Annotated in this window: 2 protein-coding genes and 1 pseudogene; 2 read left to right on the top strand and 1 reads right to left on the bottom strand. The window is 72.6% G+C overall.

Translation table 11 applies throughout. From position 1 onward, the window contains the following. Positions 1-63: 63 nt before the first annotated feature. Positions 64-1,214, bottom strand: a pseudogene (locus ACFPA8_RS20280) (thiamine pyrophosphate-dependent enzyme); the annotation flags it as partial. 573 nt (positions 1,215-1,787) lie between these two features. Between ACFPA8_RS20280 and ACFPA8_RS20275 the strand changes: the two are divergent. Both ACFPA8_RS20275 and ACFPA8_RS20270 read left to right on the top strand, forming a co-directional pair. Beyond that, the gene (locus tag ACFPA8_RS20275; protein ID WP_386450552.1) at positions 1,788-6,488 is read left to right on the top strand and encodes an amino acid adenylation domain-containing protein; all 4,701 of its coding nucleotides are present in this window, start codon (positions 1,788-1,790) and stop codon (positions 6,486-6,488) included. Beyond that, entirely contained in the window at positions 6,485-23,680 is a 17,196-nt protein-coding gene (locus ACFPA8_RS20270; RefSeq protein ID WP_386450550.1) for an amino acid adenylation domain-containing protein, read from the top strand. The genes ACFPA8_RS20275 and ACFPA8_RS20270 overlap by 4 nt, the downstream gene beginning before the upstream one ends. Positions 23,681-23,783 lie beyond the last annotated feature (103 nt).

The following is a 23,783-nucleotide window of genomic DNA, read 5'->3' as shown; positions in this document are numbered from 1 at the left end:
CCTCGGGTTCGCCGGGCGGTGCGGTCTCCGCCCCGGGCGGGGGACCCGTGTCCTCGAGCGTGGTCATGCCGGGACCTCCTCGGGTCCGCCCGCCGCGCGGGGCCGGGGGGCGGGTGCCGTGGCCTGTTCGCGCAGCTGGGCGGTCGGACGGGCGTACACGTGCTGGAACAGGCCGTCCGGACCGGCCGGTTGCGGGCCGGAGGGGCCGTCCGGACCGGACGGTTCGGCGAACGCGGCGCGCTGCTCGGCGGCGGTGCGCTCCGCGGCCTCCGCGGCGTCGCGCACCGTCCGCTCGTCGAGCAGCCCGGCCGCGCGAAGCTGGCCCTCCGCGAGTACGACCGGATCGTGCTCGCGCCAGGCCGCCACCTCGGACTCGGTGCGGTAGCGCCGCGGGTCGTCGGCGTTGGTGTGCGGATCGACGCGGTACGTCACGGCCTCCACCAGGACCGGTCCCGCGCCGGACCGCGCCCCGGCCACCGCCTCGTCGAGGACCTCGTGGAGTGCGAACACGTCGTTGCCGTCGACGAGCCGTCCGGGAATGCCGTAGCCGACCGCCTTGTGGGCGAGGGAGGGTGCCGCGTTCTGCCGGGCGAGCGGCACGGAGATCGCGAAGCCGTTGTTCTGCACCAGGAACACGACGGGCACCCGCAGGACGCCCGCGAAGGTGAGCGCCTCGTGGAAGTCGCCCTCGCTGGTGGCGCCGTCCCCGGCGAGGGCCAGCGCGACGGTGTCGGTGCCGCGCAGCCGGGCGGCGTGGGCGAGGCCGACGGCGTGCGGAAGGTGCGTGGCCAGGGGCGTGCACAGGGGTGCGGTGCACCAGCGCCGAGGGTCGTAGCCGCTGTGCTCGCTGCCGCGCAGCAACGCCAGGGTCTCCGCCGCGGGGACGCCCCTCAGGTGCACCGAAAGGGTGTCGCGGTAGGTGGGGAAGAGCCAGTCGGTGGATCGCAGCACGGCGGCCGCGGCCACCTGGCAGGCCTCCTGACCGGTCGAGGAGGGGTAGACGGCGAGGCGGCCCTGCCGGGCGAGGGCGGTGGCCTGCTCGTTGAAGCGCCGTCCGCGCACGAGGGAGCCGTGCAGCCGGCGGGCCAGGCCGTGATCGATGGCGGCGCCCTCCGGGGTCCCGGCGCGGCGTACGGGAGCCGGGTCGGGCAGCAGCGGCCCGGGGTCGGACAGCGGGCCGGTGGCACCGGGCCGCCATACGGCGGGGGTGTCGGCGGCGGTGTCGGTGACGGTCATCTCACGGCCTCCGGAAGTTATCCGGACCATTGCGCTCCGACCGTACGGGGCCGGGTATTCCCATTTCCTGGAATTCTCCGTCACCCGGGTATCCGCGGGAAATCCCGGGAGGTTTTCCTGTGCGTGTTCCCGGAAAGCGGGAGGACGGCCCCTCGGTGGTGATACGCATGTTACTGAGCATTTACATCACCCATCGTGTCCGGTCTCTTGTCGTGGTCGACGGGGCGCCCGTGAGAAGCCCGAGAAAGACCGGGCGGACAACCCTGACCAGTCATGACGGAACAGTCTCCGTCGTTCCGGCGAAACGGCCGCCCGCACGCCGGGCCCGGCCCGGCCGTATACGGCTCCGTCATTTCGGAGCCTAGCAGCCGGGCCCGCCCGCGGAAGGGGGCGAAAGAACCGTTCGCCGTCCCACACATCACCGCGGGCATTCCGTCAGGTTTCCGTCAGCGAGGAATCAGCGCCCTTTGTAAGGATGCTGCCCTGCGGAATCCGGAACGGCGCGGGGGGACGGCATGCACCACCGGCCGGGCGCGAGTTGAGGAGACGAAGTGACGCGTACGGGACTGACGGACGTGCTTCCGCTGTCGCCGCTCCAGGACGGGCTGCTGTTCCACGCCCTCTACGACGAGCGGGCCGCCGACGTCTACGTCGTCCAGTTCGTCCTGGACCTGCGCGGCCCCCTCGACGCCGGACGCCTGCGCTCCGCTGCCGGGGCACTGCTGCGCCGCCACCCGAACCTGCGGGCCGGTTTCTGGCAGGACGGCATGAGACGGGCCGTTCAGGTCATCCCCCGCGACGTTCAACTGCCGTGGAGCGAGCACGACTTGACCCAGGTACCCGCCGAGGAGCGGGAGGACGCCCTGGAACGGGTGCTGTCAGCCGACCGGGCCCGCAGGTTCGATCCGGCCCGCCCGCCGCTGACCCGGTGCGCGCTGGTCTCCTTCGGAGCCGAGGAGCACCGCCTGGTCCTCAGCCACCACCACCTGCTCATCGACGGCTGGTCGATGCCGCTGCTGCTCGCCGACCTGTTCGCGCTGTACGAGCACGGCGGGGACGAGTCGGCGCTGGCCCCGCCGCCCTCCTTCCGCGACCACCTGGCCTGGCTCGCGGCCCGGGACACCGAGGCCGACACCCGCGCCTGGCGCGCGGAGCTGGGCGATCTCGACCAGCCGACCATGGTGGCCCGCGCCCCCGAGTCCCGTGCCGCGGCCGGGGAGGCCGACGCCGTCCCCGCCCGGCAGGAGTGGATCGAACTCGACGGGACCACCACGGCCGCCCTCGCGGCACAGGGACGCCGCCACGGCCTGACGCTCAACAGCCTGGTGCAGGGCGCATGGGGACTGCTGCTCGGGGCGCTGACCGGAAGGGACGACGTCACCTTCGGAGCCGTCGTCTCCGGACGGCCGCCCGAGGTCGACCGTTCCGCCGAGATGGTCGGACTGTTCATCAACACGGTGCCCGTGCGGGTGCGCATCCGCCCCGGGCACAGCCTCGCCGAGAACCTGCGCCGGCTCCAGGAGACCCAGGCACGCCTGACGGACCATCAGTACGTGGGCCTGCCCGCGATCCAGCGCGCCACCGGACAGCCCGAACTCTTCGACACCCTCGTCGTCTTCGAGAACTACCCGCTCGAGGCCGACGCCCTCGCCCTGCGGGCCGCCGGCCTCCGCCTGCACGGCCTGGACGTACGCGACGCCACCCACTATCCGCTCAGTCTCGTCGTGATCCCGGGGGAGCGGCTGCGGCTGCGCGTCGAGTACCACCCCGAGCGCTGTGCCCCCGAGGTGGCGGCCGAACTGGCCCCGCGTATCCGCCGGCTGCTGCACGCCATGTCCGAGGACCTGGACGTGCCCGCCGCCCGCGTCGGCCTGCTCTCCGACGAGGAGCGCGCCGCGGTCGTACCCACCCCGCACGTCACGGAGCGCTCCTTCCCGCGTGAGCCGCTGCCGGTGCTGCTGGACAGCCAGGCCGCGCGTACCCCGGACGCCGTCGCGGTGGTCTTCGGGGAGGAGCGTCTGACGTACCGCGAACTGGCGTCCCGGTCCAACCGCCTGGCCCGGCTGCTGGTGCGGCGCGGCGCCGGCCCCGAGGCCCTGGTGGCGCTCGCCCTGCCGCGCTCCGCGGACCAGGTCGTCGCGTTCCTCGCGGTGCTGAAGGCCGGTGCCGCCTACACCCCCGTCGACACCTCCTACCCGGACGAGCGCATCCGCTTCCTGCTGGCGGACGCGGAGCCGGCGGCCGTCGTCACCACCGAGGCGGAGGCCGGCCGGCTGCCGCACGGCACCGACCCCGTCGTACTGGACGACCCGAAGTGCGCGGCCGAGCTGGCCGAGCTGGCGGACACCGCCCTCACGGACGCCGACCGCCTGCGCCCGCTGGGCATCGGCCACCCCGTCTACACGCTGTACACCTCCGGCTCCACCGGCCGCCCCAAGGGCGTGGTGATGCACGCCGAGCCGCTGCTCAACCTGATGGCCTGGTACACCGAGGCGATACCGGGCCCGGCGGGTTCGGTCGTCTCGCAGTTCTCCACGCTCGCCTTCGACCCGGCGCCGCTGGAGATGCTCTGCGCCCTCACCCAGGGCCAGGCCGTCACCGTCGCCGACGACCTCGCCCGCCACGACCCCCGGGAACTTCTGTCCTGGCTGGAGCGGGACGGCGCCCGCCATCTCTACACCACCAACACCGTTCTCGACGCCCTGGCCGACGCCGCCGCCACCGACGGCGCGGACCTCCCGGAACTCCTCCAGATCGTCCAGGCAGGGGAGTCCCTCACCCCCGGCGACGACGTCAAACGGCTCTTCCGCGGCCACCCGGAGCGCCGTCTGCACAACCTGTACGGCCCCACCGAGACCCACGTCGTCACCGCCGGTGTCCTCGGGCCCGACCCGGACGCGTGGCCGCGCTCCGCGCCCATCGGCACCCCCGTGCCCAACACCCGCCTGTACGTCCTCGACGAGTGGCTCCGCCCGGTGCCGCCCGGCGTGGCGGGGGAGCTGTACGTCGGCGGCGTCATGCTCGCCCGCGGCTATCTGCGCCGGCCGGGCCTGACCGCGGCCCGCTTCGTCGCCTCCCCCTTCGGACCGCCCGGCAGCCGGCTGTACTGCACCGGCGACCTGGTGCGGCTGCGCCCCGACGGCGGGCTCGACTTCCTCGGGCGCGCCGACGACCAGGTGAAGATCGGCGGCCAGCGGGTCGAGCCCGGCGAGACCGCCGCCGCCCTCGAAGCCCGCCCGGACGTCGCGCAGGCGTTCGTGCTGGCCCGCGAGGACACGCCGGGCGTCCGCCGTCTGGTCGCGTACGTCGTGCCCGAGCCCGGCACTTCGGTCGAACCCGGCGCGCTGCGCGAGGAGTTGACCCGTACGCTGCCCGGGCAGCAGGTGCCCGCGGCCTGCGTCGTCCTCGGCGAACTGCCGCGCAACGCCAACGGAAAGATCGACCGGCGGGCCCTGCCCGCCCCCGTCGTCGCCGGGGCGAGGACCGGAAGCGCGCCGAGAGGGGCCCGCGAGGAACTGCTGGCCCGGCTCTTCGAGGAGGTCGTCGGCGCCACCGGCGTCGGCGTCGACGACGACTTCTTCGCCCTGGGCGGCGACAGCATCATGTCGATGCAGCTCGCCGGCCGCGCCCGCAAGGCGGGCCTCGTGGTCTCCCCGCGGGACGTCTTCGAGCGGCGCACCGTGGCCCGGCTCGCCGCCGCAGCCGTGTCGACCGAGGACGAGGCCGCGGCAGGACAGCAGGACGAGCCCGGTACGGAGGCCGACGGCCCGGTCCCGATGACGCCGATCATGCACTGGTTCAAGGAACTCGGCGGCCCCGTCGACGGGTTCAGCCAGTCCGTGGTCGTGCGGGTACCCCCGGAACTGGACGAGAGCCGGCTCGCCGCGCTGCTGCAATGCCTCGTCGACCACCACGACGCCCTGCGCCTGCGCGTGACGGCCGGTGCGGACGGGACCTGGGCACCCGAGGTGCTGCCCGTCGGCTCCGTCGCCGCGGCGGACCGCATCCACCGCGTCGACGTGCGCGGCCTCGGCGCCGACGCGTTGCGAGAAGTCCTGGAACGCGAGAGCGCCGAGGCCGACCGGCTGCTGCGCCCCGCGCTCGGCGACGTACTGCGCGCGGTGTGGTGCGACGCCGGGGACGAGCCCGGCCGTCTCTTCCTGACGGTCCACCACTTCGCGGTGGACGGCGTCTCCTGGCGCGTGCTCCTCGCCGACCTGGCCGCGGCCTGGCCGGACGTCGCCGCCGGCCGCAAGCCGGAACTCGAACCTGTGGCCGTGCCGCTCAGGCAGTGGGCACACCGGGTCGAAGCGCTCGCGCAGCGGCCGTCCCAGCGCGACCAGCTCCCGTTCTGGCGCGAACTGGCCCGCCCCGAGGAGCCGCTGCCGTCACTCGTCCCGCCGGACCCGGCCCGGGACGTCGCGGGCACCGCCCGCACCCTCACCGTCGAACTGTCCGCCGAGACCACGCGGGCGCTGCTCACCTCGGTGCCGGCGGCGTTCCACGCGGGCGTGAACGACGTGATGCTCACGGCGCTGGCCGCCGCGGTGACCGAATGGCGCCGGGCCCGCGGGTCGTACGCCACCGGCCTCCTCGTCGACGTCGAGGGTCACGGCCGCGACATCGACGGTGAGGATCTCGACCTGTCCCGCACGGTCGGCTGGCTCACCCGCCTGCATCCGGTACGGCTCGACATCGGCCGCGTGGACCACCGGGAGCTGAGTGCCGGCGGGCCCGCGCTCGGGCGGGCCGTCAAGCGCATCAAGGAGCAGCTGCGCGCCGTACCGCAGCAGGGGCTCGGCCACGGCCTGCTGCGGTACCTCAACCCCGACACCGCACCGCAGCTGGCCCGGGGTGCCCGCGCCCAGTTGCTCTTCAACTACCTCGGACGCTTCCCGGAGCCCGCGGACACCGACTGGTCGCCCGCTCCCGAGGCACAGCTCCTGGGCGGCAGCGTCGATCCCGCGCTGCCGTTCGGCCGGTCCCTCACGCTCAACGCGTTCACCCGGGACCTCGCCGACGGGCCGCGGCTCACGGCCCTGTGGTCCTGGCCGGGCGCGCTGTGGACCCACGAGGACATGAGGGAGCTCGCCGACAGCTGGTTCGCGGTGCTGCGGGCGCTCGCGGCCCACACCGAGACCCACGGCGCAGGCGGCCGCACCCCCTCCGACCTGCCGATGGTGGAACTGAGCCAGACGGACATCGACCTGCTTGAGAGCGAACTGGGCGAGGAAGACGAGGCAACGCAGTGACCAGGTCCCGAATCGAAGACGTACTCCCGCTCTCCCCGCTCCAGGAGGGCCTGCTGTTCCTCTCCCGGTACGACGACCGCGGCAGCGACGACGTCTACGTGGTGCAGTTCCGGTTCGACATCGACGGCCCCCTGGACGGTGCGCGCATGCGGGCCGCGGCGGAGGCCCTGCTGGTGCGCCACCCCAACCTGCGTGCCGGCTTCCGGCAGCAGCGCCGTGAGGGCCGTCCGGTGCAGGTCGTGCCCCGCTCCGTACGTCTGCCGTGGGACGAACTCGACCTGTCCGGGCTGCCCGAGGACGAGCGCGCCGCCGAGCTGGAGCGCACCCTCGCCGCCGACCGCGTACGCCGCTTCGACCCGGCACGGCCGCCGCTCATGCGGTTCACGCTGATACGGCTGGGCCCGCGCACCCACCGCCTGGTCTTCACCCACCACCACCTGCTCCTCGACGGCTGGTCCATGGGCCTGCTCATCAAGGAGCTCTTCACCCTCTACGAGCAGGAGGGCGACGCGGGCGCGCTGCCCGCCGTCCCCCCGTTCCGCAGCTATCTGACCTGGCTGTCCCGCCAGGACGAGGCCACCGCCCGGCAGGCCTGGAGCGATGCCCTGGCCGGGGTCGAGGAGCCCACTCTCGTCGCGGAGGGGCAGCAGGGCCGCCCCACCGGCACGCCCGACGAACTGGTCACCGACCTCTCCGAGGAACTGACATCCGCACTCGTGGCCCGGGGACGTGCCGCGGGCCTGACCCTCAACACCCTTGTGCAGGGCGCCTGGGGACTGCTGGTCGGGGGCCTCACCGGCCGCGACGACGTCACCTTCGGCGAGATCGTCTCCGGACGGCCCGCCGACCTCGCGGGCGCCGAATCCATGATCGGCATGTTCGCCAACGCCCTCCCGGTGCGGATGGGCGTCGCCCCCGGCGAGACCCTGGGCACGGCCCTGCACCGGCTGCAGGACCAGCACGGCGAGCTGATCGCCCATCAGCACCTCGGTCTGAGCACCATCCAGAGCCTGGTCGAACCCGCAGAGCTGTTCGACACCATGGTGATCTTCGAGAACTATCCGCTGGACCCGGACACCCTCCAGATCGCCGCGGGCGGCATCCGGCTCACCGAGGTGAGCGAGCACGCCGCAACGCACTACCCGCTGTGCCTGATGGTGCTGCCGGGCGCCCGGCTGCAGCTGCGGCTGAGCTACCGCACCGACCTGTACGACCGGGACGAGATCGCCTCGCTGTCCGAGCGCCTCACCGGGCTGCTCGAACTCCTCGCACACGACCTGGACCGCAAGGCCGCGACGGTCGACATGCTGCCCGCCGCGGAGCGCTGGGAACTGCTCGTCGCCCGCAACGACACCGGGCGGCCCCTGCCCGGCGCCTGCCTGCCGCAGCTCTTCGCCGAACAGACCGCGAAGACCCCCGAAGCCGTCGCCGTGGTCGCCGGCGACCGGGAACTGACCTACTCCGCACTCGACCGCCGCTCCACGGCCCTGGCCTCCCGGCTCGCCGCGCTCGGCGCGGGGCCGGAGCGCCACGTCGCGCTCCTGGCCGAACGCACCGTCGACCTGCCGGTCGCGCTGCTCGCCGTCCTCAAGTCCGGCGCGAGCTACGTCCCGCTCGACCCGCGGCATCCCGCCGACCGCATCGCCCAGGTGCTGGACGACGTCCGCCCGGTGTGCGTCCTGAGCGACGGCGGCCAGGACACCACGCTGCCCGCCGGGCTCCCCGTGGTGCGCCTCGACGAGCCGGACGGTGCCGAAGAGGCCGCCGGCGCGGCCGAGTTCACGCCGGCCGTGCCCGACCCGGCGCAGACGGCGTACGTCATCCACACCTCGGGCTCGACGGGACGCCCCAAGGGTGTGGCCGTCCCGCACCGGGCGCTCACCAACTTCCTCGCCGACATGCGTGAACGCGTGTCCATGGCGCCCGGCGACCGGCTCCTCGCCGTCACGACCGTGTCCTTCGACATCGCGGCCCTGGAGCTCTTCCTGCCGCTGATCACCGGCGCCACCGTCGTCCTCGCCGACCAGGACACCGTCCTGGACCCGGAGGCCCTCGCGGAGACCGTCACCTCCTCGGGTGCCACCGTCATGCAGGCGACGCCCACGCTGTGGCGCACCCTGGTCCCCGGCCACGCCGGCGCCCTGCGGGGGCTGCGCGTCCTCACCGGCGGCGAGCCCCTGCCCGGCGACCTCGCCGCTGCGCTGACCGGTGCCGCCGCCGAGGTGCTCAACCTGTACGGGCCCACCGAGACGACCATCTGGTCGACCGCCGCTCCCGTGCTCCCCGGCCGGCCTGTGACCATCGGCACCCCCATGGCGAATACGCGGGTGTATGTGCTGGACGGTGGTCTGCGTCCGGTGCCGGTGGGGGTGCGGGGTGATCTGTATGTGGCGGGTGCCGGTGTGGCGCGTGGTTATGCGGGTCGTGCTGGTTTGACGGCGGAGCGTTTTGTCGCTGATCCGTTCGGTGGTCCGGGGGAGCGGATGTACCGGACGGGGGATGTGGCCGCGTGGCGTGGTGATGGTGTGCTGGAGTTCGCGGGGCGTACGGACGGGCAGGTGAAGATCCGTGGTTTCCGGGTGGAGACCGCCGAGATCGAAGCCGCCCTCCGCGGCCATCCGCAGGTCGCCGAGGCGGCCGTCGTCGCCCGCGGCGAGCACGGCTCGGCCCAGCGCCTGGACGGTTATGTCGTGCCCGCCGCCTCCGCCGTCCTCCACGGCTCCCGTCAGCAGGAACAGGAGCAGGAGCGCGCCTGGCGCGACGTGTACGACACCCTCTACCGGGACCGGAGCGACGAGCCCTACGCCGCCTGGAACAGCGTCTACGACGGTGTGGCGATTCCGGTGGCGGAGATGGACGAGTGGCGTTCTGCTGCGGTGGAGCGGATCGCTGCTCTGGGTCCGGGGCGTGTGCTGGAACTGGGCGTGGGCAACGGGTTGTTGCTGCGTGAGCTGGCGGGCCGTTCGGAGTGTTACTGGGGTACGGATCTGTCCGAGGCGGCTGTCGAGGGTCTGCGTGAGGCGGTGGCACAGGAGCCGTGGGCGGACCGTGTGGAGCTGCGGGTGGGTTCGGCTCTGGAGACGGAGTCGCTGCCCGAGGGGTACTTCGACACGGTCGTATTGAACTCGGTGGTGCAGTACTTCCCGGGGGGCCGGTACGCGGTGGAGGTGCTGCGCAACGCGGTGCGGCTGCTGGCTCCGGGCGGACGCATCTTCGTCGGCGACGTACGCGACCTCCGCCACCACCGCGCCCTGCGCACCGCCGTCGAACTGGAGCGCGCCGCCCGCGCCGGCGGCACCGCCGACGCCCCGAGCGTCCGCGCCGCCGTCGAGCGCAGTCTCCTCCAGGAGAAGGAACTCCTCTTCAGCCCCGGCTTCTTCACCTCACTGCGGGACACCGTGCCCGCCCTCGACGCCGTCGACATCCGCGTGAAGCGGGCGGTGCACCACAACGAGCTCAGCCGGCACCGCTACGACGTCGTGCTGCACACCGCCACGGAGAGCACGCCGCGCGCTGCGGAGGTGCCCGCCCTCGCCTGGGGCAGCGACGTCAGCGACGTCGCCGCCCTCGCCGACCGGCTGGGCGCGGGCGACGGGCTGCGCGTCACCGGTCTGCCCAACGCCCGGCTCGCCGGTGAGACCGCCGCCGCGGACCTGCTCGCCGGGGGCGCGGACCCCGACCGGGCCCACGCGGCACTCTCGGCCCCCGCCGACCCGGACGTCCCCGACCCCGCGGACCTGACGGAGCTCGCCGAGCGGCACGGCCACCACCTCGCCCTCGGCTGGTCGGCAGACGGCCCCGACGGAAGTCTCGACGCCGTCTTCACCCCCCGCACCGCGGACCCGGAACCGGTCTTCGCCGACCTGTGCCCAGGGACCCCGGCGGGTACGCCCGGGAAATCCGGGGAGCGGCCCGACCCCACCACGGCCGGCCTCACCAACGACCCGCTGAGCACTCCCGGCGACCCGGCTCTGGCGCAGGAGCTCCGTCCGTACCTGCGGGAGCGGCTGCCCGAGTACATGGTGCCTGCCACGCTCACCGTCCTGGAGGAGCTGCCGCGTACCGCGAACGGCAAGCTGGACCGCCGGTCGCTGCCGGACGCGGCGCCGCTGTCCAGTGCCGGACGCGCCGCCCGTACGCCGCAGGAGGAGATCATGTGCTCCCTCTTCGCGGACGTCCTCGGCCTGACCCAGGCAGGTCCCACCGACGACTTCTTCGACCTCGGCGGGCATTCGCTGCTCGGCACGCGGCTGGTCAACCGCATCCGCTCGACCCTCGGCGTCGACCTGCCGATCCGCCGGCTCTTCCAGCACCCCACCCCGGCCGGGCTCGCAGCGCTTCTCAGCGGTGCGGGAGAGGCGGAGCGCGCCGCGCTGCGCCCCAGGGAGAGGAAGGGCGAGACGCCGCTGTCCTTCGCCCAGAGCAGGCTCTGGTTCATCAACCAGATGGAGGGGCCCAGCCCCACGTACCACATCCCGCTCGGCCTGCGCATCACCGGCGCACTCGACGAGGACGCCCTGCGCGCAGCCGTGAACGACGTCGTCGCCCGGCACGAGAGCCTGCGCACCGTCTTCCCCGAGACCGACGGCCGCCCGTCGCAGCGCATCCTCGACCCCGCGCCGCCGTGTGCGCTGCGCGTCACCCATGTCGATCCGGAGCGGCTCGACGAGGCAATAGCGCAGTCCGTCCGCGTCCCCTTCGATCTGGGGGTGGAGTTGCCGTTGCGGGCTGAGTTGTTCGTGTTGGGTGTGGAGCGTCATGTGTTGTTGTTGACGTTGCATCACATTGCTGGTGATGGGTGGTCGTTGGGTCCGTTGGGGCGGGATCTGGCGTTGGCGTATGAGGCGCGGTGCGGTGGTGGGGTTCCTGGGTGGGGGCCGTTGCCTGTGCAGTATGCGGATTATGCGTTGTGGCAGCGGGAGTTGCTGGGGGAGGAGTCGGACTCCGGTAGTGAGATGGCGCGTCAGTTGGGTTTCTGGCGTGAGCGGTTGGCGGGGTTGCCGGATCAGTTGGAGATTCCGGCGGATCGTCCGCGTCCTGCGGTGTTCACGCATCGTGGGGGGAGTGTTGGTTTCCGGTTGGAGCCGGGGTTGCACCGTGGGTTGGTGGAGTTGGCGCGTGAGTCGTCGGCGACGTTGTTCATGGTGGTGCAGGCGGGTCTGGTCGCGTTGTTGTCGCGGTTGGGTGCGGGTTCGGATGTGGCTGTGGGTTCGCCTGTGGCGGGTCGTACCGATGAGGCGTTGGATGATCTTGTCGGGTTCTTTGTGAACACGTTGGTGTTGCGTACGGATGTGTCGGGTGATCCGTCGTTCCGGGAGTTGCTGGGGCGGGTGCGTGAGGGTGATCTGGCGGCGTATGCGCATCAGGATGTGCCGTTCGAGCGTCTGGTGGAGGTGCTGAATCCGCAGCGTTCGCTGTCGCGGAATCCGCTGGTGCAGGTGATGCTCGCGCTCCAGAACACCCCCGACGCCGACTTCCGGCTCCCCGGGCTGCTCATCGAGCCGGAGCGGATCCGGCCCGAGGTGTCCCGGTTCGACCTCGCCGTCTTCATGACCGAGGCGCACACCGACGACGGCGACCCCGACGGCGTCTGGGGCCTCGTCGAATACAGCGGCGACCTCTTCGAGCGGGAGACGGTGCAGCAGTTCGCCGACCGTCTCATCATGCTCCTGGGAGCCTGCGTCGAGGACCCCGACCAGCAGGTCCGCGCCGTCGGCCTGCTCGAAGCCGGCGAACGGCACCGGGTGCTGACGGAGTGGAACGACACCGCCCGCCCCGACAGCCCGCCGCCCGCCACCCTCACCGGCCGGTTCGCGGAGCTGCTCGCGGCGGCTCCCGGCGCGCCCGCGGTGTCCGCCGACGACACCACGCTCACGTACGCCGAACTCGACCGCCGGTCGGGGCTGCTGTCGCACCTGCTGAGCGAGTACGGCGTCCGCGAGGAGACGCCCGTTGCCATGCTCACCGAGCGCGGCGTCCACCTCGCCACCGGAGTCCTGGGCGTTCTCAAGGCGGGCGGCGCCTACGTCCCGCTCAACTCCGACTATCCGCCGGCCCGCAAGGCGCAGGTGCTCGCCGAGACCGGCACCCCGGTCCTGCTCACCGACCGTGCCCTGCGGGACGAGGCGGCCGGGTACGGGCTGCCCCTGATCGTCCTGGACGAGGATCCGCGGCTGTTCACCGGCGACCCGGCGCCGCTGCCGCCGGTGACGGACCCGGAGCGGCTCGCCGCCGTCATGTTCACCTCGGGCTCCACCGGCAGGCCCAAGGGCGTGGCCCTCACCCACGGCGGCATCGAGTGCCTGCGCCACGACCGCTGCTGGGCGCCGGGCAGCACGGACCGGGTGCTGCTGCACTCCGCGCACGCCTGGGACGCCTTCAACATGGAGTTCTGGCTGCCGCTGATGTCCGGCGGGCACGTGGTCATGGCCCCGCCCGGCAAGCTGGACCTGCGCGTGCTGGAGCGCGCCGTGACGCGCTGGGAGATCACCGGACTGCTGCTTCCCACCGGTGTGTTCAACGCGGTGGCCGACGACCGCACCGAATGGCTGCGCGGCCTGGCCGCGCTGTGGACCGGCGGCGACGTGCTGTCCCCGGCGGCAGCGGCACGCCTCGCCGCGGACTGCCCCGACACCGCGATCCTCAACGGCTACGGCCCCACCGAGACCACCGTCTACGCCTCCCATCACACCTTCCGGGGCACCAGCGACCCCGAACTGCCCGTCCCCATCGGCGTACCGCTGGACGACATGCGGCTGTACGTCCTCGACGACCGGCTCGCCCCGGTCCCGGCGGGCGTGCCCGGCGAGCTGTACATCGCCGGTGCCGGCATGGCACGCGGCTACCACCGGGCCCCCGCCGAGACCGCGTGCCGGTTCGTCGCCGACCCGTTCGGCGCGCCCGGCGACCGGCTCTACCGCACAGGTGACGTCGTCCGCCAGGACCGCGAGGGCCGCCTGCACTTCGTCGGCCGCGCCGACTCCCAGGTCAAGCTGCGCGGCCGGCGGGTGGAACTCGGCGAGGTCGAGTCGGCCCTGCGCAGCCACCCCCAGGTCGCCCAGGCGGCCGCCCTCGTACGCGAGGACCGGCCCGGCGAGAAGCAGCTCGTCGCGTACGTCGTCCCCGGCGAGGACCCCGGCCGCGACCACGACGGCGAGGCCGAGCAGGTGGCGGAGTGGCACGACGTCTACGAGGAGGTCTACCAGGACGCCGCCGCCATCCCGTTCGGTGAGAACTTCACCGGCTGGACGAGCAGTTACGACTCCCGGAACATCCCGCTCCCGCAGATGCAGGAGTGGCGCGCGGCCACGGTGGAACGCATCCGCGAGCTCCGGCCGCGCCGGGTCCTGGAGATCGGCGTGGGCAGCGGGCTGATCCTGTCCCAGCTCGCCGACGACTGCGAGAGCTACTGGGCGACCGACTTCTCCGCCGCCGCCGTCGAGGCGCTGCGCACGCAGCTCGCGGACCGCCCCGGTACCGCGTCACGGGTGGAGCTGCGCGTCCAGGCCGCCGACGTGACCGAGGGGCTGCCCGAGGGGCACTTCGACACCGTCGTCGTCAACTCGGTGGTGCCCTACTTCCCCCACGCCGCCTACCTCGTCGACGTCATCACCGGCGCCATGCGGACGCTCGCCCCCGGCGGGCACCTGTTCATCGGCGACGTCCGCAACCACCGCCTGCTGCGCTGCTTCAGCGCGGCCGTGCAGCTGCACCAGGCGGACGACACCGACGCCGCGGCCGTGTCCCGTGCCGTCGACCAGGGCGTCCTGCTAGAGACCGAACTCCTCGTGGACCCGGCGTTCTTCCCCGCGCTCCGCACCCGGCTGCCCGACGTCGAGGCAGTCGACGTACGCGTGAAGCGGGCCGTCCACCACAACGAGCTCAGCCGGCACCGCTACGACGCGGTGCTCCGCAAGCGCGGCGGCCCGAGCACGTCCGCGCCCTCCCCCCGGACACTGACCTGGGGCCGCGACCTGGACGATCTCGCCGCCCTGGAACGTCTCCTGGCCGAGGCTCCGGCCGCGCTGCGCGTCGAGGACGTGCCCAACGCCAGGCTCGCCGCCGAGAGCACCGCCCTGCGGCTGCTCGACGGGTCCGGCGATCTGGCAGGCGCCCGCCGTGCCGTGCGCGAGGACACCGGTGAGCACCACGCCGTCGACCCCGAGGAACTGCACGCGCTCGGCGCGCGGCTGGGCTGCCGCACCGCGGTGACCTGGTCCGCCACCTCCTCCGACGGCGCTGTCGACGTGCTGTTCACCTCGGCGGCGCACGACCCCGGCCCTGTGATCGACGACCTGTACCGCGCGACCGAGGCCGACGCCGACCCGACGGCCTTCGCCAACAGCCCTCGGCGGGCGAGCCTGACCGGCTCCCTCGTCCCCGCCCTGCGCGACCACCTGCGCGACCGGCTCCCCGCACCCACCGTTCCGTCGGCGTTCGTGGTGCTGGAGCGGTTGCCGTTGACGGTGAACGGGAAGCTGGACCGGGCTGCGTTGCCGGTGCCGGAGTTCTCGGGTGGTGGGCGTGGGCGTGCTGCGCGTTCGCCGCGTGAGGAGATTCTGTGTGGTCTGTTCGCCGAGGTGCTGGGTCTGGGTTCGGTGTCGGCGGACGATGATTTCTTCGAGGCGGGTGGGCATTCGCTGCTGGCGACGCGTCTGGTGAGCCGGGTGCGTTCGGTGTTCGGTGTGGAGCTGGCTGTGCGGGCGTTGTTCGACGCTCCGACGCCGGCGGGTCTTGTGCGGTGTCTGGAGGGGGCGGCTGCTGCGCGTACGCCGCTGCGTCCGGTGGAGCGTCCCGAGGAGATACCGCTCTCGCCCGCCCAGTGGCGTCTGTGGTTCCTCAACCAGATGGAGGGGCCCAGCCCCACCTACAACATCCCTTACGCCCTGCGGCTTTCCGGACGCCTCGACGAGGAGGCGCTGCGCGCCGCACTGGACGACGTCGTGGCCCGGCACGAGAGCCTGCGCACCCTCTTCCCCGACGAGGGAGGAACACCGCGCCAGCAGATCGTGCCCGCCGAGCAGGCCCGCGTCGAGATGACCACGGTGCACGCCACGGAGGACGGCCTGGCCGCCGCCCTCACCGATGCGGGCCGCGCCGGATTCGACCTGGCCGCCGAACTGCCCCTGCGCGCCCACATGCTGCGCACCGGTCCCACCGAGTGCGTGCTGCTGCTGAACCTGCATCACATCGCGGGTGACGGCTGGTCCATGGCCCCGCTGGCCCGTGACCTGATGACGGCCTACGAAGCGCGGTGTGCGGGGGGAACGCCCGAGTGGGCCCCGCTGCCGGTGCAGTACGCCGACTACGCGCTCTGGCAGCGCGAGCTGCTCGGCCACGAGTCCGACCCCGGCAGCGAACTCTCACGCCAGCTGAACCACTGGCGCGACAGCCTCGCCGAGCTGCCCGCCGAGATCGCCCTGCCCACCGACCGCCCCCGTCCGCCCGTGGCGGGCTACGACGGTGCCCTCGTCCGCTTCCGCGTGAACGAGGAACTGCACGCCGGACTGGCCTCGTTGGCGCGTGAGTCGTCGGCGACGTTGTTCATGGTGGTGCAGGCGGGTCTGGCTGCATTGCTGTCGCGGCTGGGTGCGGGCCCGGACGTCGCCGTGGGCTCGCCCGTGGCGGGTCGTACCGACGAGGCGCTGGACGATCTTGTCGGGTTCTTCGTGAACACGCTGGTGCTGCGTACGGACGTCTCGGGTGATCCGTCGTTCCGCGAGTTGCTGGGGCGGGTGCGCGAGAGCGACCTGGCGGCGTACGCGCATCAGGACGTGCCGTTCGAGCGTCTGGTGGAGGTGCTGAATCCGCAGCGTTCGCTGTCCCGTAATCCGCTGGTGCAGGTGATGCTCGCGCTCCAGAACATGCCGCGCACCGAGACGGCGCTGCCCGGGCTCAGGGTGCGTCCCGAGCCGCTGGACATCGGCATCTCGAAGTTCGACCTCTCCTTCCATCTGCGCGAGAGCCTCGGCGCCGACGGCACCGAGGGCGGCATCGACGGAGTCCTGGAGTACAGCACCGATCTGTTCGACCACTCCACCGTCCGCGCCCTCGCCGAACGGCTGATCGCGCTGCTGCGGCAGGCGGTCGCCGACCCCGATCAGCCGGTCAGCGCGGCCGACCTGCTCAGCCCGGCCGAACACAGCCGCCTCGAGCAGTGGAACGACACCGCCGCGGCGCCCGTCGAGGCCACCCTCCCGGAGCTCCTGGAGGCACAGGCCGCCCGCACACCGGACGCGGTGGCCGTGCGGCACGAAGGGACCGACACCGGTTACGCGGAACTCAACGCCCGGGCCAACCGGCTCGCCCGCCACCTGGCGCGGGCCGGCGTCGGCAGCGAGGACCTCGTCGGCATCGCCATGCCGCGGACCCCGGAACTCCTCGTCGCCGTGTGGGCCGTACTCAAGGCCGGGGCGGCCTACGTCCCGCTGGACCTCGACTACCCGCCCCAGCGCATCACGCTGATGCTCGACGACGCAGCGCCGGCATATGTCCTGACGACCCGTGACGGCGCGGCCCGGCTGCCGGACGCCGCCCGCTGCATCGCCCTCGACGCCCCGGACGTGTGCGCGGCGGTGGCGGAACACTCCGCCGGCGACCTCGTCGACAACGACCGGATCCGGCCGCTGACCCCGGACAACGCCGCGTACGCGATCTTCACGTCGGGTTCTACCGGCCGCCCCAAGGCCGTCGTCGTCCCGCAGCGCAACGTGGCAGACCTGGCCGCCTGGGCGGCTGAGGAGTTCGGCACCGACGGTCTGGCCGCCGTCACCGCCACCACCTCACTCAGCTTCGACGTCTCCGTGTTCGAGCTCTTCTCACCGCTGCTGTGCGGCGGCCGCATCGACCTCGTGGACGACGTCCTCGCGCTGGCCGACGCCACGAACGGCACGAACGGCTCCGGCGGCGCAGCCCGCGTCACGGGCATGCTCAGCACCGTCCCGTCCGCCATGGCCGCTCTCCTTGCCGACCCCGAGCTCCCGCTGCGCCCGCACACGCTGCTGTACGCGGGTGAGGCGCTGACCGCGGGCCTGGTACGGGACACCCGCGCGGCCCTGCCCGGCTGCCGCATCCTCAACGTGTACGGCCCCACCGAGGGCACCGTCTACGCGACGATGGCCGAACCGGCGCCGGACGACTCCGCGCAGCCGGCGATCGGCAGTCCGCTGCGCAACGTCACCGCGCACATCCTGGACGCCAACCTGCGCCCGCTGCCGCCGGGTTCACCGGGAGAGCTCTATCTCGCGGGCGAACTCCACCTGGCCCGCGGCTATCTGCACCGGCCGGGACTGACGGCGGAGCGCTTCGTGGCCGATCCGTTCGGGCCGCCCGGCAGCCGCATGTACCGCACCGGCGACCTCGCCCGCAGGAGGGCCGACGGAGCGGTCGAGTACCTCGGCCGTTCCGACGACCAGGTCAAGATCCGCGGTTTCCGCATCGAACCCCGGGAGATCGAGACCGCGCTCACGACGCTGGCGACCGTCCGCGAGAGCCTGGTCACCTCGCTCCGCGACCACGACGGCGAACAGCGCCTGGTCGCCTACGTGGTGCCCGCCGCTCCCGGCGGCGTCACCTCGGACGAGCTGCGTGCAGTCGCCGTCGAAGCACTGCCGGGCCACCTCGTTCCGTCGGCGTTCGTGGTGCTGGAGCGGTTGCCGCTGTCGGTGAACGGGAAGCTGGACCGGGCTGCGTTGCCGGTGCCGGAGTTCTCGGGTGGTGGGCGTGGGCGTGCTGCGCGTTCGCCGCGTGAGGAGATTCTGTGTGGTCTGTTCGCCGAGGTGCTGGGTCTGGGTTCGGTGTCGGCGGACGATGATTTCTTCGAGGCGGGTGGGCATTCGCTGCTGGCGACGCGTCTGGTGAGCCGGGTGCGTTCGGTGTTCGGTGTGGAGCTGGCTGTGCGGGCGTTGTTCGACGCTCCGACGCCGGCGGGTCTGGTGCGGTGTCTGGAGGGGGCGGCTGCTGCGCGTACGCCGCTGCGTCCGGTGGAGCGTCCCGAGGAGATACCGCTCTCGCCCGCCCAGCACCGTCTGTGGTTCCTCAACCAGATGGAGGGGCCCAGCCCCACCTACAACATCCCGCTCGCTCTGCGGCTGTCCGGGCCCGTGGACGCCGACGCCCTGCGCGCCGCGCTGCACGACGTGGTCCGCCGGCACGAGGTGCTGCGCACCGTCTTCCCCGAGACCGACGGTGCGGCGGTCCAGCGGATCCTCGCACCGGACGACGCGGCACCCGAGTTGAACGTTCGCACCCTGGCGGAAGCGGAGTTGACCGACGCTCTCGACCAAGCCGCACGGCACGCCTTCGATCTGGGGGTGGAGCTGCCGTTGCGGGCTGAGTTGTTCGTGTTGGGTGTGGAGCGTCATGTGTTGTTGTTGACGTTGCATCACATTGCTGGTGATGGGTGGTCGTTGGGTCCGTTGGGGCGGGATCTGGCGTTGGCGTATGAGGCGCGGTGTGGTGGTGGGGTTCCTGGGTGGGGGCCGTTGCCTGTGCAGTATGCGGATTATGCGTTGTGGCAGCGGGAGTTGCTGGGGGAGGAGTCCGACTCCGGTAGTGAGATGGCGCGTCAGTTGGGTTTCTGGCGTGAGCGGTTGGCGGGGTTGCCGGATCAGTTGGAGATTCCGGCGGATCGTCCGCGTCCTGCGGTGTTCACGCATCGTGGGGGGAGTGTTGGTTTCCGGTTGGAGCCGGGGTTGCACCGTGGGTTGGTGGAGTTGGCGCGTGAGTCGTCGGCGACGTTGTTCATGGTGGTGCAGGCGGGTCTGGTCGCGTTGTTGTCGCGGTTGGGTGCGGGTTCGGATGTGGCTGTGGGTTCGCCTGTGGCGGGCCGTACCGACGAGGCGTTGGATGATCTTGTCGGGTTCTTTGTGAACACGTTGGTGCTGCGTACGGATGTGTCGGGTGATCCGTCGTTCCGGGAGTTGCTGGGGCGGGTGCGTGAGGGTGATCTGGCGGCGTATGCGCATCAGGATGTGCCGTTCGAGCGTTTGGTGGAGGTGCTGAATCCGCAGCGTTCGCTGTCGCGGAATCCGCTGGTGCAGGTGATGCTCGCGCTTCAGAACACCCCCGACGCCGACTTCCGGCTCCCCGACGTGGAAGCCGAGTACCTGCCGCAGACGGCGGGCGCGGCCCGCTTCGACCTGTCGCTGTTCTGCTTCGAGCGACCCGGCGGAGAAGCCCAGGGCCTCGACGTCCTGGCCGAGTTCAGCACCGACCTGTTCGACGAGGGGACGGTCGTCGCGCTCCTCGAACGCCTCGCCCGGCTGCTGCAGTCCGCGGTCGACTGCGCCGACACCCGGGTCTCCGCCCTTGAGATCCTCGGCGCGGAGGAGCGGCACCGGCTCGTCGCCGGCTGGAACGACACCGAAGTCTCCCGCGGCACCGTCCCGGACAACCTCCAGGACGCCTTCCGCGCCCAGGCAGAGGCCACCCCCGAGGCGATCGCCGTACGGGCGGACGGACAGGGCCTGACCTACCGCGAACTCGACGAGCGGGCCAACCGCCTGGCCCACCGGCTGATCGCGCTCGGCGCACGCCGGCAGCACGCGGTCGCCGTCCTCCAGGAACGCTCCGCGGACCTGGTCGTGTCCCTGCTCGCCATCGTCAAGGCCGGCTGCGTCTACGTTCCCTTGCACACCGGCTACCCCGCGTCCTGGATGCGGATGGCTCTCGACCGCACCGGGGCACGCATCCTGCTGACCGACCGCGCCATGCAGGAGCGGGACTTCCAGCACGAGGGGCCGACCGTCGTCGTCGACGACGATCCGGAGCTCGCCGCCCAGCCGGGGAGCGACCCCCGCGTCCCCGGTGACCCGGACGACCTGGCGTACACCATGTTCACCTCCGGCTCGACGGGCGAGCCCAAGGGCGTCGAGATCACGCACCAGGACGTCCTCGACCTCGCGCACGACCCCGTCTGGCACGGTCCGCGGGAGGAGGCCGCCCGCGCCTGCACGAATCCGCACTGCGCGGCCGAACGCGTCCTCATGCACGCCCCGTACGCCTTCGACCCCGCCACCTTCGAACTGTGGGCGCCTCTGCTCAACGGTCACAGGGTGGTCGTGGCGCCCGCGGGCGAACTCGACCTCGGCGCCCTGGAGCGCGTCACGACCGAGGAAGGCGTCACCGGCGTGCTCTACACGGCCGGCCTGTTCCGGCTGATCGCCGAGGAGCGGCCGGAGAGCTTCGCCGGAGTGCGCGAGGTGTGGACCGGCGGCGACGTGGTCTCCCCGGCCGCCGCCCAACGCGTCATCGACACCTGCCCGGAGACCACGGTCACGGCCATCTACGGCCCGACCGAGATCACCCTGTGCACCACCGAGTACCCCATGCGGCACCCCCACCGCGTCGAGAACACCGTCCCGCTCGGCCGTCCCATGGCGAATACGCGGGTGTATGTGCTGGACGGTGGTCTGCGTCCGGTGCCGGTGGGGGTGCGGGGTGATCTGTATGTGGCGGGTGCCGGTGTGGCGCGTGGTTATGCGGGTCGTGCTGGTTTGACGGCGGAGCGTTTTGTCGCTGATCCGTTCGGTGGTCCGGGGGAGCGGATGTACCGGACGGGGGATGTGGCCGCGTGGCGTGGTGATGGTGTGCTGGAGTTCGCGGGGCGTACGGACGGGCAGGTGAAGATCCGTGGTTTCCGGGTGGAGACCGCCGAGATCGAAGCCGCCCTCGTCCGGCATCCCGAGCTCGCGGAGGCCACCGTCGCAGTGCGCGAGGAACGCCCCGGCGACCGGGAACTCGTCGCCTACGTCGTCCCCGCCGACGGCTCCGGCCCCGCCGCCCGGGATCTGCCCACCGAGGCGGAACAGGTCCAGGAATGGCACGGCATCTACGAGGACCTCTACCGGGACCGGGGCGAGGACGAGCCCTACGTCGGCTGGAACAGCAGTTTCGACGGTGTGGCGATTCCGGTGGCGGAGATGGACGAGTGGCGTTCTGCTGCGGTGGAGCGGATCGCTGCTCTGGGTCCGGGGCGTGTGCTGGAACTGGGCGTGGGCAACGGGTTGTTGCTGCGTGAGCTGGCGGGCCGTTCGGAGTGTTACTGGGGTACGGATCTGTCCGAGGCGGCTGTCGGGGGTCTGCGTGAGGCGGTGGCGGGTGAGCCGTGGGCGGACCGTGTGGAGCTGCGGGTGGGTTCGGCTCTGGAGACGGAGTCGCTGCCCGAGGGGTACTTCGACACGGTCGTGCTGAACTCGGTGGTGCAGTACTTCCCGGGCGGCCGGTACGCGGTGGAGGTGCTGCGCAACGCGGTGCGGCTGCTGGCTCCGGGCGGACGCATCTTCGTCGGCGACGTACGCGACCTCCGCCACCACCGCACGTTCGCCGCGGCCGTCGCCCTGCACGGCGCCGACGCGACGGCGAGCCTGGCCGGGCTGCGCACCGCCGTCGAGCGCGAGGTGATGCTGGAGAACGAACTCCTGCTGTCGCCCGACTTCTTCGCCGCGCTGCCCGCCGAGATCCCCGCCTTCTCCGGCGTCGACGTCGGCCTCAAGCGGGCGGTGCACCACAACGAACTCAGCCGCTACCGCTACGACGTCGTCCTGCACACCGACCCGTCGGCCGCAGGCGGGCAGCCGCAGCCGCGCAGCCTGCGCTGGGGCCGCGACATCACAGGGCTGGACGCCCTCGGCGAGCACCTCGCCGGAGGCGACGGGCTGCGGCTGACGCGCGTGCCCGACGCACGCGTCGCGGTGCACCTCTCCGCCGCCACGGCACTCGACAACGGCAGCGACCCCGAGGTGGTGCTCGCCCGGCTGCGCGGCCCCGTCCCCGAGGGCGTCCCCGATCCGGAGGACGTCCACCGGGCGGCGGAGCGGCTCGGTCACACGGCCGCCCTGGTACCCACTCCGGGCGAGCCGGGCGAGTACGACGTCCTGCTGCTGCCCGGCACGGCCGGGCACGCCCCGCTGGGCCGCTACCGCGCCTCGGCGGAGGCCGCCGCGCTGCCGCTCTCGGCGCACGCCGGCGACCCGCGACGGGCCGACGACCACGCCGCGCTGATCGCCCGGGTCCGCGCCGACCTGGGGGAGCGGCTGCCCGAATACATGGTCCCCGGCTTCTTCGCCGTCCTGGACCGGCTGCCGCTCACGCCCAACGGCAAGGTGGACCACCGCTCCCTGCCCGACGTGGGCCGCCGGGCCACGGCAGCGGGCCGGCCACCGCGCTCACCGCAGGAAGAGGTGCTGTGCTCGCTCTTCGCGGAAGTGCTCGGCGTGCCGTCCGTCGGTGTCGACGAGGACTTCTTCGAACTGGGCGGACACTCGCTGCTCGCCGCCCGGCTCATCAACCGGGTCCACGCCGCACTGGGAACCGAACTGGCCGTGCGCGCCCTGTTCGAGACCCCGACGCCGGCCGGACTCGCCGAACAGCTCGGCGTGTCCGACGGGTCCGACGCCTTCGACGTGGTGCTGCCGCTGCGCCGCGGCGGAGGCCGCGCACCTCTGTTCTGCCTGCACCCCGCAGGCGGCATCAGCTGGGTGTACTCGGGGCTGCTGCGCTGGCTCCCCGACCGTCCCGTGTACGGCATCCAGGCCCGTGGACTGACGGAACCGGGGGCGGCGCCCGCCACCATCGAGGAACTGGCCGCCGACTACGTCCGTGAGATCCGCGCGGTGCAGCCGTCCGGGCCTTACCACCTCCTGGGCTGGTCGCTCGGCGGGCTGATCGCCCATGCCGTCGCCGCCACCCTGGAGGCGCAGGGCGAGAAGGTCGGCACGCTCGCCCTGATGGACGCCTACCCCGACATCGAGCGGCCCGACGGCGAGCAGGCGCAGCCGGAGCTGATCCGCGGCATCCACCAGGTGCTGCTCGCCGAGGCGGGGGTCGACCCGGCCCGGGCCGAGGGGCGGGACCTGGACCGCGCCGAGGTCGTCGCGCTCCTGAAGGAGGGCGGCACCGCGCTGGCCGGACTGATGGACGAGCAGCGGGTCGAGACGTTCACGGACGTCTTCGTGCACTGCAGCCGCATGATGTTCGACAAGCCGCTCGGCTCCGTCGACAGTGACGTGCTGTTCTTCGCCGCCACCCGCGGTGCCGTCGACGGTGCCCCGGGCGTCGACCGCTGGCGGCAGTACACCGCGGGCCGGCTCGTGGTGCACGAAGTGCCCTGCTCCCACGCCGAGATGGTCGAGCCGGACCACATCCGGGAGATCGGAAAGGTGCTCTCCGAGCACCTCGGCACCGCTCCCTGACCGACCCGTCCGGTCCGCGGCGGTCCTGCCGGGCCGCCGCGGACCGGCTCCTCCCCGTTTCCCCACCCAGCTCACGCACGGCGTTCTGCCGACGTACCGGAGG

The organism is Streptomyces ovatisporus (assembly GCF_042653885.1).
GTDB classification, from domain to species: Bacteria; Actinomycetota; Actinomycetes; order Streptomycetales; family Streptomycetaceae; genus Streptomyces; species Streptomyces ovatisporus.
Note: the sequence above shows the minus strand (reverse complement) of the source record. Positions and strands in the feature narration are given on the sequence as shown.